Origin of the sequence: Onishia taeanensis, assembly GCF_003268885.1 — a bacterium.
Classification (GTDB): Bacteria; Pseudomonadota; Gammaproteobacteria; order Pseudomonadales; family Halomonadaceae; genus Onishia; species Onishia taeanensis_A.
On record NZ_QLSX01000002.1, the window covers coordinates 85,461 to 99,081 of the forward strand.

11 protein-coding genes are annotated in these 13,621 nt (G+C 62.7%); 2 read left to right on the top strand and 9 right to left on the bottom strand.

The window, feature by feature from the left end:
• Position 1 precedes the first annotated feature (1 nt).
• The 6 genes from BCL93_RS03115 to BCL93_RS03140 form a co-directional block, all read right to left on the bottom strand.
• Positions 2-559 carry a DUF5943 domain-containing protein gene (locus BCL93_RS03115; protein ID WP_112053671.1) on the bottom strand — a complete coding sequence of 186 codons (558 nt, stop codon included), beginning with the start codon at positions 557-559 and terminating at the stop codon, positions 2-4.
• Between the two features lie 54 nt (positions 560-613).
• On the bottom strand, positions 614-1,591 hold the full coding sequence (locus BCL93_RS03120; RefSeq protein WP_112053672.1) for a dipeptidase: 978 nt from the start codon (positions 1,589-1,591) through the stop codon (positions 614-616).
• A gap of 140 nt (positions 1,592-1,731) precedes the next feature.
• Positions 1,732-2,433 (bottom strand): monofunctional biosynthetic peptidoglycan transglycosylase, encoded by a 702-nt coding sequence (gene mtgA / locus BCL93_RS03125; RefSeq protein ID WP_112053673.1) that lies wholly within the window; start codon positions 2,431-2,433, stop codon positions 1,732-1,734.
• 10 nt (positions 2,434-2,443) lie between these two features.
• The gene (locus tag BCL93_RS03130) at positions 2,444-3,583 is read right to left on the bottom strand and encodes a GlxA family transcriptional regulator (RefSeq protein WP_112053674.1); all 1,140 of its coding nucleotides are present in this window, start codon (positions 3,581-3,583) and stop codon (positions 2,444-2,446) included.
• A gap of 287 nt (positions 3,584-3,870) precedes the next feature.
• Positions 3,871-4,728 carry an S-formylglutathione hydrolase gene (fghA, locus tag BCL93_RS03135; protein ID WP_112053675.1) on the bottom strand — a complete coding sequence of 286 codons (858 nt, stop codon included), beginning with the start codon at positions 4,726-4,728 and terminating at the stop codon, positions 3,871-3,873.
• Between the two features lie 17 nt (positions 4,729-4,745).
• Positions 4,746-5,855, bottom strand: a complete 1,110-nt coding sequence (locus BCL93_RS03140; protein WP_112053676.1) for an S-(hydroxymethyl)glutathione dehydrogenase/class III alcohol dehydrogenase — start codon at positions 5,853-5,855, stop codon at positions 4,746-4,748.
• A gap of 164 nt (positions 5,856-6,019) precedes the next feature.
• Here BCL93_RS03140 and BCL93_RS03145 point away from each other — a divergent pair, with 164 nt between their 5' ends.
• Positions 6,020-6,910 carry a LysR family transcriptional regulator gene (locus tag BCL93_RS03145; protein ID WP_112053677.1) on the top strand — a complete coding sequence of 297 codons (891 nt, stop codon included), beginning with the start codon at positions 6,020-6,022 and terminating at the stop codon, positions 6,908-6,910.
• 98 nt (positions 6,911-7,008) lie between these two features.
• Here BCL93_RS03145 and BCL93_RS03150 read toward each other — a convergent pair whose 3' ends face one another.
• Positions 7,009-8,388 (bottom strand): L-serine ammonia-lyase, encoded by a 1,380-nt coding sequence (locus BCL93_RS03150; protein ID WP_112053678.1) that lies wholly within the window; start codon positions 8,386-8,388, stop codon positions 7,009-7,011.
• A gap of 162 nt (positions 8,389-8,550) precedes the next feature.
• Between BCL93_RS03150 and BCL93_RS03155 the strand changes: the two genes are divergently transcribed.
• Positions 8,551-9,477, top strand: coding sequence for a LysR substrate-binding domain-containing protein (locus BCL93_RS03155; RefSeq protein WP_112053679.1), 927 nt, complete (start codon positions 8,551-8,553; stop codon positions 9,475-9,477).
• 142 nt (positions 9,478-9,619) lie between these two features.
• Here the strand turns inward: BCL93_RS03155 and rpoD are convergent, their stop codons facing one another.
• Positions 9,620-11,464, bottom strand: a complete 1,845-nt coding sequence (rpoD, locus tag BCL93_RS03160; protein WP_112053680.1) for an RNA polymerase sigma factor RpoD — start codon at positions 11,462-11,464, stop codon at positions 9,620-9,622.
• Between the two features lie 233 nt (positions 11,465-11,697).
• A complete protein-coding gene (gene dnaG / locus BCL93_RS03165) occupies positions 11,698-13,542 on the bottom strand; it encodes a DNA primase (RefSeq protein ID WP_258395945.1) in 1,845 nt (614 codons plus the stop codon).
• Between the last annotated feature and the right edge of the window lie 79 nt (positions 13,543-13,621).

Consider the following 13,621-nt stretch of genomic DNA (forward strand, 5'->3'; position numbering starts at 1 on the left):
CTCAGCCCTGCGGATTGTCGTCGAGAGTGTCGAGCGGACGGGTCACGAAGATCCCGACGTCGCAGCCTTCCTCGGCGCCGCTCTGCGTTTGTTCGGCGACGGTGCGCAAGTCGCTTCCACGCGCGGCAAGAATCTGATCCATGGCACCGGCGAACCAGCCGGTGAACATGTATTCGATCTTCCGGCCGACCTTGCCCATCTGGTAGACGAAGGCGCTGTGCTCAAGGCGCACGCGGCAGGTGCCGGCGTCGAGGTCGATGGCATCAACGATGAAGAGTCCCCAGCCGCGCTGGGAGAGGCGCTTCATGTAGTGTTCGAAGACGTCCACACCCTTGAGACCGTGGCACTCGGCCTCTTTCTCGCACCAGTGCCAGGCGCTCTTGTAGCCGGCCGCGTAGAGAATCTCGGCATACTTCTCCGCGCCCAGCGCCTCTTCCACGGCGATGTGGTTGTTGATGAAGAAGTGACGCGGCACATACAGCATGGGCAGGGCGTCGGTGGTCCAGACACCGGTGTCGGCATCCACTTCAATGGGCAGTTCGGGGGCCATCTTGGTCACGGTGGGCTCGCTTACGTTGTTGTTGGTCTCGAATCTATTGGATGGCGGCGCCGTTCAGGCGCCCCACACGTCCTTGAGGGTGCGTACCCAGTTCTCGCCCATGATCTTGCACACCTGATGCTCACTCATGCCGCGCCGCAACAGCGCCTCGGTGAGGTTCGGAAACTCGCCGATGGTGCGGATCCCTTCGGGATTGATGATCTTGCCAAAGCGTGTCAGCCGACGGGCATAGCCCTTGTCGTGAGTCAGCCACTCGAAGAAGTCATGACCGTGGCCCTGTGTGAAGTCGGTGCCGATGCCGATGGCATCTTCGCCCACGATGTTCATCACGTACTCGATGGCCTCGACATAGTCGTCGACGGTGGCGTCGACGCCGGCACGCAGGAAGGGGGTAAACATGGTCACGCCGACGAAGCCGCCGTGCTCGGCGATGAAGCGCAGTTCGGCGTCGGACTTGTTGCGCGGATGCTCCTTGAGCCCCGACGGCAAGCAGTGCGAGTAGCAGACCGGCTTTTCGGAGGCCTCGATGACCTCGCGGGAGGTGGTTTCGCCAACGTGAGAGAGATCGCACATGATGCCGACCCGGTTCATCTCGGCGACCACCTCGTGACCGAAGCCGGACAGGCCGCCGTCACGCTCATAGCAGCCGGTACCCACCAGGTTCTGGGTGTTGTAGCACATCTGCACAATGCCCACGCCGAGCTGCTTGAAGATCTCGATATAGCCAAGCTGGTCCTCGAAGGCATGGGCGTTCTGAAAACCGTAGATGACGCCGGTCTTGCCCTCTTGCTTGGCCCTGGCGATGTCGGCGGTGGTGCGCACCGGAAGCACCAGATCCGAGCACTCGGCCATCAGGGCATTGGACTTGACGATGTTATCGACGGTGGCCTGGAAGCCTTCCCAAACGGACACGGTGCAGTTGGCCGCGGTGAGGCCCCCCTTGCGCATGTCCTCGAACAGCTCACGGTTCCATTTGGCGATAACGAGACCATCGATGACGATGGCGTCCTGATGCAGCTCTTGGGGGGTCATGACGAGGCTCCGGAATAATGCGTGAACTTGCCGGCAGCATATCCCCCGGCACACCGGGTTCGGCGCCTGGAAGCGACCGAGAAAATTCCAAAAGCGTCATGGCCGTCGCGATCGCGACATGGCAGGAAATCGGCGTCGGCTTAGAGCCGATCGAGGTAGGCGGAACCGCCAAGATTGCGCATCTGACCACGAATCCAGGCGCTGCGGCGCTGGGTATGGGGGCCTGGGCGCGAGGCGCTCCACTCGCGGGGGTTGGGCAGGATCGCCGCCAGGCGGCTGGCCTGGTCGACGTTTAAGCGTGCGGCGCTAACGCCGAAGTAGTGCTGGGCGGCGGCCTCCAGACCGAAGACCCCCCGATCCCACTCGACGATATTGAGATAGACCTCAAGGATGCGCTGCTTGGGCCACAGCGTCTCGATGAGCAGGGTAAACCAAGCCTCCAGGCCCTTGCGGAGCCAGTTGCGGCCGGTCCACAGGAAGAGGTTCTTGGCGGTCTGCTGACTGATGGTGCTGGCGCCACGCAGCCCACCCCCGTTGAGGCTGGACTCGATGGCCTGGCGGATCTGATGGAAATCGAAACCGTGATGCTCGGGAAAACGCTGATCTTCGGCGGCTATCACCGCGACCTTGGCGTTATCTGAGAGCTCTGCCCAGGGACGCCATTGCTGGTCGATATCGATCGACTCTCCGCTGGCCCAGGACTCCAGCTTGCGCTCGACCATCACCATGGAGCCGAACACCGGCACCACCCGGAACATCAACACCAGCAGGACCGACAATCCAACCCAGCCCACCAACGCAAACCCCAGGACTCGCGCTGTGCGACGCACCCACCTCGGCATCAGACCTCACTCATGATTTTAGGCGCACGCTGGCATAAGTGGGCTCGCCCTGAGCCTGGGCCAAAGCGCCCATGGCCGCCGACAGCGGCTCAAGAGACCGCTCCTCGTAGGTAGCCGACTGCAGCAGGGCCGCCGGCTCCTTACCCAGGGTCACCGGCAACATCTCTACGCTATTCTTCTCCAGGCGCTCGTCCCGAGGCGGGATGCCGAAGTATTCCCGGTAGCATTTGGAGAAGTGCGGAGTGGAGACAAAGCCACAGGCCGACGCCACCTCGATGATCGACATCGGTGTCTGCTTGAGCAGCTGACGGGCCCGCGTCAGGCGCAGCTTGAGATAGTAGCGCGAGGGTGAGCAGTGAAGGTTCTTCTGGAAAAGACGCTCGAGCTGACGGCGTGACACATCCACGTAGTTGGCCAGCTCATCAAGGGTGATCGGCTCCTCGAGGTTGGCCTCCATCAGCGCCACGATCTCCAAGAGCTTCGGCTGGGTGGTGCCCAACACATGCTTGAGCGGCACCCGCTGCAGATCCTGCTCATTGCGGACCCGGTCATAGATGAACATCTCGGAAATACCCGCCGCCAGTTCGCGACCATGGTCGCGGCCGATCAGGGTCAGCATCATGTCCATGGGGGCAGTGCCGCCAGAGGAGGTAGCACGGTCGCGGTCGATAGAGAACAAGCGCGTGGAGAGCGCGACCTTGGGGAAGGCCTCTTGCATGGCCGCCAAGCACTCCCAGTGGGTGCTGGTCTCGTAGCCGTCGAGCAGACCGGCCTTGGCCAGCGCCCAGCTGCCCGTACACACCGCCGCCAGGCGCCGCGACAGCCGCGCCTGAGCTTGCAGCCAGCTCAGGTGCTCGCGCTTTACCGCCCGCTGAGGACCCACCCCACCGCATACGATAACCGTATCCAGCGTCAGCGCCGTATGAGTGGCAACGTCGGGCGTAACACATAGACCGTCACTGGCTTTCACCGACGCTCCGTCAAGGCTCATGGTGTACCATCGATAAAGCTCACGCCCGGCAAGCTGATTAGCCATACGCAACGGCTCGATGGCAGAGGCCAGCGAGATCAGGGTGAAATTGTCCAGCAACAAAAAGCCGATCGCCTGAGAGGTAGCGGCTGTGCGTGAGGCCTCGGGAGCGGTTGTCATTTCGATACTCCGGCGCTTGTGTCTTAGACCCTATTCGTCTTGTCGTTGCTCTTATGAACCAGGGCGTCGGGCATGCCGGCAGTCAGCAAAATGTCGTTTTCAGGCATGCTCACTATAAATGTACCCCGCATGTCGTTTTTTGGCATGGCAAATTTGCCTATCGCACTGCCATTCCCGGTGCATTGCGATAATCACGTCGCTCATGGCTATACGAATGCCGCCTGCCAACATCTCACTTGCGAACAAGCCACGCCGCCTCGGTGACAGCGTGGCCCGGAGGGGCACAATCAACGCTTACGGTGCAGCCGTTCGGCGTGGTAGCGCAGGTGATCCTCGATGAAGGTGGCGATGAAGAAGTAGCTGTGGTCGTAACCGGCATGCCGACGCAGAGTCAGCGGGTGATCACGTTTTTCACATGCCGCCTCCAACCGCTCGGGCATCAGCTGTTCCTCGAGGAAATTGTCGGCTTCGCCCTGATCGATGAACAGCGGCTGGCGCGAGGCGCCCTTGGCTACCAGCTCGCAGGCGTCGTACTGGGTCCAGGCACGGGTGTCCTCGCCCAGATAGTGGGTGAAGGCCTTCTGCCCCCAAGGGCTCTCGATCGGATTGACCACCGGCGCGAACGCCGACACCGCGGCATACTGCCCGGGCCGACGCAGCGCCAACACCAGGGCCCCGTGGCCGCCCATGGAGTGCCCACTGATCGACTCGCGGCCGTTGACCGGGAAGTGCTGACGCACCACCGACGGCAGTTCCTCGGCCACGTAGTCGTACATGCGATAGTGCTTGGCCCAGGGCTCCTGGGTAGCGTTCACATAGAAGCCGGCGCCGCTGCCGAAGTCGTAGCTATCGTGCTCACCGGGCAGATCCAGCCCCCTGGGGCTGGTATCCGGGCAGACGATGGCGATCCCCAACTCGGCGGCGAGACGCTGAGCGCCTGCCTTCTGCATGAAGTTCTCGTCGTTGCAGGTCAGCCCCGACAGCCACCACATCAGCGGCACCCGCTCGCTTTCGGCCTGAGGCGGCAGGTAGATGGAAAACACCATCTCGCAGTCCAGCGCCCGCGCGTGATGCTTGTAGCGCTTGAGCCAGCCGCCGAAGCTCTTGGTAGCCGATACCAGTTCCAGGGATTCAGACATGCTCATGAGTGCGTCTCCTTCGCTCAGTAATGCAGTACGCTGCGAATGCTCTTGCCGGCATGCAGCAGTTCGAAGGCCTCATTGATCTTCTCGAACGGCATGTCCTGGGTGATGAACTCGTCGATCTTCAGCTCACCCTTCATGTAGCGGTCGACATAGCCCGGCAGCTCGGTGCGGCCCTTGACGCCGCCGAACGCGGAGCCTTTCCAGACTCGACCGGTGACCAGCTGGAACGGCCGGGTGGAGATCTCTTCGCCGGCACCGGCGACGCCGATGATGATCGACTCGCCCCACCCCTTGTGGCAGCACTCCAGTGCCGAGCGCATGACGTTGACGTTGCCGATGCACTCGAAGGAGTAGTCGACGCCGCCGTCGGTCAGCTCGACGATGACCTGCTGGATGGAATCGCTGTAGTCCTTCGGGTTGATGAACTCGGTGGCGCCGAACTGGCGGGCCAGCTCGAACTTGTCCGGGTTGATGTCGATGGCGATGATGCGGCTGGCCTTGGCCATCTGCGCGCCCTGGATGACCGCAAGGCCGATGGCACCGAGGCCGAACACGGCGATGGTGGAACCCGGCTCGACCTTGGCGGTGTTCATGACCGCGCCGATACCGGTAGTCACGCCGCAGCCGAGCAGGCAGATCTTGTCCAGCGGGGCTTCCTTGGACACCTTGGCCAACGAGACCTCGGGCACCACGGTGTACTCGGAGAAGGTCGAGCAGCCCATGTAATGATGCAGGGACTTGCCGTCCACGGAGAAGCGCGAGGTGCCATCCGGCATCAGGCCCTTGCCCTGGGTGGCACGCACCGCACTGCACAGGTTGGTCTTGCCGGAGAGGCAGAACTTGCACTTGCCGCACTCGGCCGTATAGAGCGGAATGACGTGATCGCCCGGCACCAGGCCAGTCACGCCCTCACCGACTTCCTCGACGATGCCCGCGCCTTCATGGCCGAGCACCGACGGGAACAGACCTTCCGGGTCAGCGCCGGACAGCGTGTAGGCATCGGTGTGGCAGACACTGGTGGCGACCATGCGTACCAGCACCTCGCCGGCCTTTGGACCCTCGACGTCGATTTCGGTGAGTTCCAGCGGCTTGCCGGCTTCCAGTGCGATAGCGGCACGAGATTTCATGGCGACTCCTGACAGTAGGATGTAGGAACATTCATCGGCCGGGCAGGAAAGAGCTGCCCAACAAAACTGAAACCAGTCTAGGCGAGAGCGGCTGTCACGATAAACTGGCTGAACCACACAAGATTATTGTCACTCAGCAAAGATCAGGGAGCGCCGTTTACCAAATGCAACGCTGGGATCGTATCGAAGCTTTCGTCGAGGTGGTTCGCCTGGGCAGTTTTTCCGCCGCCGCACGGGCACTCAAGGTCTCGACCTCGCACGTCAGCCGGCTGGTCGGCCAGCTCGAGAATCAGCTTGGCACCACCCTGCTCTACCGTACCACGCGGCAACTGCACCTGACCGACGCGGGCACCCTCTACTTCGAGCATTGCCGCCATCTGTTCGACGGCTTCCAGGAAGCCGAGGCGGCGGTCCACGACTTTCACTCCCGCCCCAAGGGCGTGCTCAAGCTGACCTCATCGACCACCTTCGGCGAGCGCTTCATCGCCCCGCTGGTCAACGATTTCCAGCGCCAGCATCCCCAACTCGAGGTGAACATGCACTTCACCAATCGCCGGGTCGAGCTGATCGATGAGGGCTATGACGTGGCGATTCGCATGGGCGTGCTCAAGGACTCGACGCTGATCGCCAGGCGCCTGTGCGAGCGCCGCGAGTACGTGGTCGGCTCGCGGGGTTACTTTGCCCAAGTCTCGAGACCCCATTCGCTGGCTGAGCTCGCCAATCACTCCTGCCTGCTCGGCTCCCGGGACCAATGGCTATTCGAAGTCGACGGCATGCGCCGCGAAGTCCGCGTCGGCGGCCGCTGGCAGGCCAATTCGGGACCTGCCCTGCTCGATGCCAGCCTCAAGGGCCTGGGACTCGCCCAACTGCCGGACTACTACGTCGAGGAGCACCTCGCCAGCGGCGAGCTGGTGTCGGTGCTCGACCACTTTCGCCATAGCGACACTGCGGTGTGGGCGGTCTATCCACGTCATCGTCATCTCTCGCCCAAGGTGCGCCAGTTTGTCGACTATATGGTCGCGCATATCCATGAAGTACTGCCGGTTAGACGCTGAGCAGACCTGAGCGAGAAAAAACCACGGGAAAAGACAAAAAAAGGGCACCCTACCGGGCGCCCAAAGGGTTGATCGGCGACGGGCAAGGCCCGCCGGCATCAGCATTCGATGGCGTTGACGGCGAGGCCGCCGCGGGAAGTTTCTTTGTACTTGTCCTGCATGTCGCGGCCGGTATCCCGCATGGTGCGGATCGCCTTGTCCAGCGAGATGAAGTGCTCGCCGTCGCCGCGCAGGGCCATCTGGGCGGCATTGATGGCCTTCACCGAGGCGATGGCATTGCGCTCGATGCAGGGCACCTGCACCAGCCCGCCTACCGGATCGCAGGTCAGGCCCAGGTTGTGCTCAAGCCCGATCTCGGCGGCGTTTTCCACCTGGCCGATGCTGCCGCCCATGACCTCGGCAAGCCCCGCGGCGGCCATCGCACAGGCCGAGCCGACCTCGCCCTGACAGCCCACCTCAGCGCCGGAAATCGAGGCGTTCTTCTTGCACAGGATGCCCACGGCGCCGGCGGCCAGCAGGAAGTCGACCACATCTCGTTCGCAGGCGCCGGGCTGGAACTTCATGTAGTAGTGGAGAACGGCCGGAATGATGCCCGCCGCCCCGTTGGTGGGCGCAGTGACCATGCGCCCGCCGGCGGCGTTTTCCTCGTTGACCGCCAGGGCAAAGACGTTGACCCAGTCCATCGCCGAGAAGGTCGAGGTGATCAGGCTGTGACTGCCCTCCATGGCCACCAGGCGACGATGAAGCGAGGCCGCCCGCCGCTTGACGTTGAGCCCGCCGGGCAGCACGCCTTCGTTGGCGAAGCCGGTCTCCACGCAATCGCACATGGCTTGCCAGATCGTCCATAGACCGTCGCGGATATCCTGCTCACTGCGCCATGCCTTCTCGTTCTCCAGCATCAGCTCCGAGATACGCAGGTCGTGCATGCGGCATAGCGCCAGCAGCTCGCCGGCACTATTGAAGTCATAGGGCAGCGGCGTGGTATCGGTATCCAGCGCGCCGTCCTGGGCCTGCGCCTCGTCGATCACGAAACCGCCGCCCACCGAGTAGTAGGTGTTCTCGTAAAGTGGCTCGCTGTGACCGTGAGCGATCAATCGCATGGCGTTCGGATGGTGTGGCAGGCACTCATCATGAAGCTGCATGTCTCGGGCCCAAAGGAAAGGAATCGCCAGCCGGTTGTCGAGCAGCAGGCTATCGGATTCCAGCAGCTCCTCGATGCAGGGGGCGATGAGGGTCGGGTCGATGCGATCCGGCCGTTCTCCCATCAGGCCCATGATCACCGCTCGGTCGGTGCCGTGACCGATGCCGGTGGCCGACAGTGAGCCATAAAGGCGCACCTCGACGCGGGCTACCCGTTCCAGCAGATCCCGGGTCCGCAGCTCTTCGACGAAATCATGCGCGGCACGCATCGGGCCCACGGTGTGGGAGCTCGACGGCCCGATACCGATCTTGAACAGGTCGAAGACGCTGATGGACATAAATAACCTCGTATCGTATAAGCATGGCGCGAGGCCGGCGTGACATTGGCATCAATTTGGCTAAAGGCAGTTTTCCGGCACGGCCAGTTAAAACTATAGTGGTCCCGAGCACTGGCCGATACAATCCAGAAATACTTGCCACGACTTTAGAATAACTAAACCATGAGCCGCTCCCTCAATTCGCAGACCCATGCCTGGCTGAAGGTCTTCGCGGTCAGCGCCCGTCACCTGTCTTTCACCCGCGCCGCCGAGGAACTGCATGTCACCACCGGCGCGGTGAGTCAGCAGATCAAGCAGCTCGAAGAGCGGCTCGGCTTCAAGCTGTTCCGCCGCCTGCCGCGACGCCTCGAACTCACCGACGAGGGCCGACGGCTGTCACTGGTGGTCGACGACGCCTATCAGGCAGTGGGGCTCGAGGTCCGCCGACTGCGAAGCGGCGTGATGAGCGGCATCTTAAGGCTGCGTTCGGTGCCCTCCTTCCTCGCCAAGTGGCTGATGCCGCGATTGCCACGACTGCAGGCTCGTTTCCCCGACATCGAGCTTCAGGTGGTCGCCGAGGACAGCAATATCTCGCTGCGCGAGGGCGACTTCGATCTGGCGCTGGATCTCAACGACGGCCAGTACCCCGGGCTCGCCATCACCCCGCTGATGGACGAGGTGATCTTCCCGGTCTGTGCCCCGGGACTGTTACGAGGCAAGCCACCGCTTCGCCAGCCGGAGGATCTGGCCTGGTATCCGCTGCTGCACGACGTTACCGCCTGGCGCGGCAGCAGCGACTATGCGGAATGGGAGCATTTCCTGCGCGAGATAGACGCCCCCCACGTCAGCGTGCGGCGGGGCTACACCTTCAACCGCAACCAGCTGACCATGGACGCGGCGATCTCCGGCATGGGAGTCGCCATCGCCCGCCAGACCCTGATCACCAACGAATTGAAGACCGGCGCGCTGATCGCGCCCTTCTCACAGCGGGTGGCAACCGGCAAGCGCTACGGCATCGCTCATGTCCCCGGAGCGCTAGATGATCGGCGGGTAAAAGCGGTACACGACTGGCTGGTCGAGGAGGCCACCCGCACGTCGTCGCGCTCATAGTCGTTGCGCGCATGAGTCGTTAAGTCGGTAAGAAGCGCCCATAAAAAAACGCCCGCAAGCCATGCTTGCGGGCGTTTTCATGTACAGCCGTTGCTCTGGTCTGGCCGCCCGAACGGCGGCCAGCGAGGCTCCGACGACTCAACTATTCGTCGAGGAAGGAGCGCAGCGACTCGGAGCGCGACGGGTGGCGCAGCTTGCGCAGCGCCTTGGCCTCGATCTGACGGATACGCTCACGGGTGACATCGAACTGCTTGCCGACTTCCTCGAGGGTGTGGTCGGTGTTCATGTCGATGCCGAAACGCATGCGCAGCACCTTGGCCTCGCGAGCGGTCAGGCCGCCGAGCACGTTGCGAGTGGCCTCGATCAGGCCCTCGCCGGTAGCCAGATCGATGGGCAGCAGCATGGTGCCGTCCTCGATGAAGTCACCCAGGTGCGAATCGTCATCGTCACCGATAGGCGTCTCCATGGAGATCGGTTCCTTGGCGATCTTGAGCACCTTGCGAACCTTGTCCTCGGGCATCTCGAGACGCTCACCAAGCTCTTCCGGCGTCGGCTCGCGGCCCATCTCCTGCAGCATCTGCCGCGATACGCGGTTGAGCTTGTTGATGGTCTCGATCATGTGCACCGGAATACGGATGGTGCGCGCCTGGTCAGCGATCGAACGGGTGATCGCCTGACGAATCCACCAGGTGGCGTAGGTCGAGAACTTGTAACCGCGACGGTATTCGAACTTGTCGACCGCCTTCATCAGGCCGATGTTGCCTTCCTGGATCAGGTCGAGGAACTGCAGGCCACGGTTGGTGTACTTCTTGGCGATCGAGATCACCAGGCGCAGGTTGGCCTCGACCATTTCCTTCTTGGCCCGGCGTGCCTTGGCCTCACCGATCGACAGGCGGCGATTGACCTCTTTCAGCTCCGGCACCTGAAGCTGAACCATGTCTTCTTCGAAGGCGATCTTGCGCTGGGCGCGGGCGACGTCGCCACGGAACGGCTCGAGACGATCCTTGAAGCGCGCATTGGCCTCGAAGAATTCATCCAGCCATTCGCTGCGCGACTCATTGCCCGGGAAGGACTTGATGAAGGTCTTGCGCGGCACCTTACCCTTCTTGACGAAGAGCTGCAGGATTGTCTTCTCCTGATTGCGGACCTGCTCGACGCTGATCCGCACCTGACCGACCAGGCGCTCGAAGTGCTTGGGCACCAGCTTGATCGGCGAGAACAGCTCGGCGAGACGGGCCTGCTCGGCATTGGCCTGCTTGGAGCCACGGCCGTGAGCATCGATCGCAGCCTGAGCGGCGGCGTTCTGCTCGCGAATCTGCTCGAAGCGCGCCTTGGCCTCCTCGGGATCGGGACCGCTGGTGGTCTCCTCTTCCTCGGCGTCCTCATCATCCTCGTCGCCTTCGCCGTCGGCGGACTCGCTCACTGGCTCCTCGACGACTTCAGCCTCGGCGACGCCGGGAATGCCCTCGTCGGGATCGATGAAGCCGGAAAACAGGTCGGACAGGCGACCGGGCGCCTCTTCGTCCTGCGTACCGTCGTAGACCTCGAGGACCGACTCGACCGCACCCGGCAGGTACGCCAGTGCCGACATCACCTCACGAGTGCCTTCCTCGATACGCTTGGCGATCTTGATCTCGCCTTCACGGGTCAGCAGTTCGACGGTGCCCATCTCGCGCATGTACATGCGCACGGGGTCGGTGGTGCGGCCGACATCGCTTTCCACTGCCGCCAATGCCGCCACTGCCTCTTCGGCAGCGTGCTCATCGGTGGACTGGTCCGACATCATCAAAGTGTCTTCATCGGGGGCTTCTTCAACGACATTGATACCCATGTCGTTGATCATGCCGATGATGTCTTCCACTTGATCCGGGTCGGCGATATCCTCAGGAAGGTGGTCGTTGACCTCGGCATAGGTCAGGTAACCCTGTTCCTTGCCGCGCGCGATCAACTCCTTCAGACGTGACTGCTGCTGCGCATTTCCAGCCATAGAAACCCTATCTCGACGAAGAAGAATGAAGCACCCGAACGTTCAGGCATGAAAAAACCATAAAGCCGATCAGTATAGCGGTAAGATGGGCTATTCCGCCAGTATTGCGTTTGCGGTGCCGTTCAGGTGTGTTAGGTTGTTTGGTTGTGCTCGGGAAGGAGCCTTGCGATACACCCTTAGATGGTGCTGATACGCAACAATTCAACCCCGCCCCAAAATTGTGTCGACGCCCGTCAGCGATTGAGCGACATCAGCAACTCCATCAGGCGCTGCTTCTCTTCCCGCGACAGCCGCTGCCCGCCCTTTTCCTTGGCCAACAAGGCCGCGTATTCGCTCTCCGGCGTCTGACGCGACTGGGCACGACAAAAGTGCTCCACCAGGCCATCCAGTTCGGTTGCCCGCGCCGCCGGCGGCATCAATAGCTCCCGCCGCGCCAGTTGCGCCAGACGCTCACCCTCCTGAGTGCCGTGAAAGTGCGCCAGCAGCACTTGCACACTGCGATAGCGCCCGGCTCGCAGCAGCTTGACCAGCTCCTTGAGCAGCGCCCCATCGGCATCCCCCTCGGGGCACCAGTCCAGCGATTCGGGCAGCCGGTCGACCAGGGTCGGCTCATGCACCAGGAGCTGCAGCGCGCGAGCGATCAGACTCATGGCGCCGCTGCGCTTTGGAGCAAAAGGCGCACCCCCTCGAGCCGCCCGCTCATCAGGACCGCCCCAAGCCTCGGCGGGCATATCGTCCTCCGCTTCAGGACCAAAGGGCTCTGCCGGTGCCTTGGCGGCCAGCAGCGCCGTAAAGCGCGCCTGATCCACGCCGGTGCGCGAGGACAGCTCGCTGAGCATCAGCGACTTAAGCACGCCCTCCGGCAACTGCTCGATGGCCTTGAGCACCTGACTGGCATAGCGCTCACGGTCCTCGACGCCTGCCAGGTCGCGTCCGCGGCCGGCCTGCTCGAACAGAAACTCCGATAGCGGGCTTGCGCAGGTCACCCGATCCTTAAAGGCGTCGGGGCCTTCCCGTCGCACCAGGCTATCCGGATCCTCGCCCTCGGGCAGGAACAGGAAGCGGGCCTGACGGCCGTCGATCATCAGCGGCAACACATTGGCCAGCGCCCGGCTGGCTGCCTGGCGTCCGGCCTGGTCGCCGTCAAAGCAGAACACCACCTCGCCGACCATGCGGAACAGCCGCGTCAGATGTTCCTCGCTGGTCGAGGTACCAAGCGTCGCCACCGCGTTGCGAATGCCGAACTGGGCAAGCGCTACCACGTCCATGTAGCCTTCGACGATCAACACTCGCTCAAGGTTGCGATTCGCCTGACGCGCCTCATAGAGACCGTAGAGCTCGCGGCCCTTGTGAAACACCGGGCTTTCCGGCGAGTTCAGGTACTTGGGCTTGGCATCGCCGAGCACCCGACCACCAAAGGCAATGGTACGCCCCTTGAAATCGCGGATCGGGAACACGACCCGGTCACGAAAGCGGTCATAAGTGCGGCCGCTATCCTCACGGTGAACCAGCAGGCCATACTCGACCTGCACCGCCTCCGAGACGCCCTGGCTGGAAAGATGACGCTTGAGCGCCTCCCAGTCATCGGGGGCATAGCCGATGGCGAACTCTGCCTGCACCTCGGGCGACAGGTCGCGCCGCTCCAGATAGCCCCTGGCCTGCTCGGCCTCGGGCATCTTCAGCCGCTCGCGAAAGAAGCTTGCCGCCAGCTCTAAAAGATTGACGCCTTCCTTGCGCTTCTGTTCCCGAGCCTGAGCGCGAGGATCGTCGGCACCTTCCCGAGGCACCTCGATACCCTGGCGCGCCGCCAACTGTTCGACGGCCTCGGGAAAGCGCAGGTTGTCGTACTCCATCAGGAAGCGTAGCGCGTTGCCGTGCGCCCCGCAGCCGAAGCAGTGATAGAACTGCTTGTCCTGGCTGACGGTGAACGAGGGCGACTTTTCCTGATGGAAGGGGCATAGCCCCGCATGGTTGCGCCCATTCTTCTTGAGCGTCACCCGCTCGCCGACGACCTCGACCACATCCACACGGGCGAGCAGGTCATCGATGAAGCGTTGCGGGATCTGGCCCATGGCCATCGCGAGTCATCCTGGAAAAACGACGATAAGTGCCCGCTTCGGGACATCCCGAAGCGACCACTAGAAAAACAAACGGCCA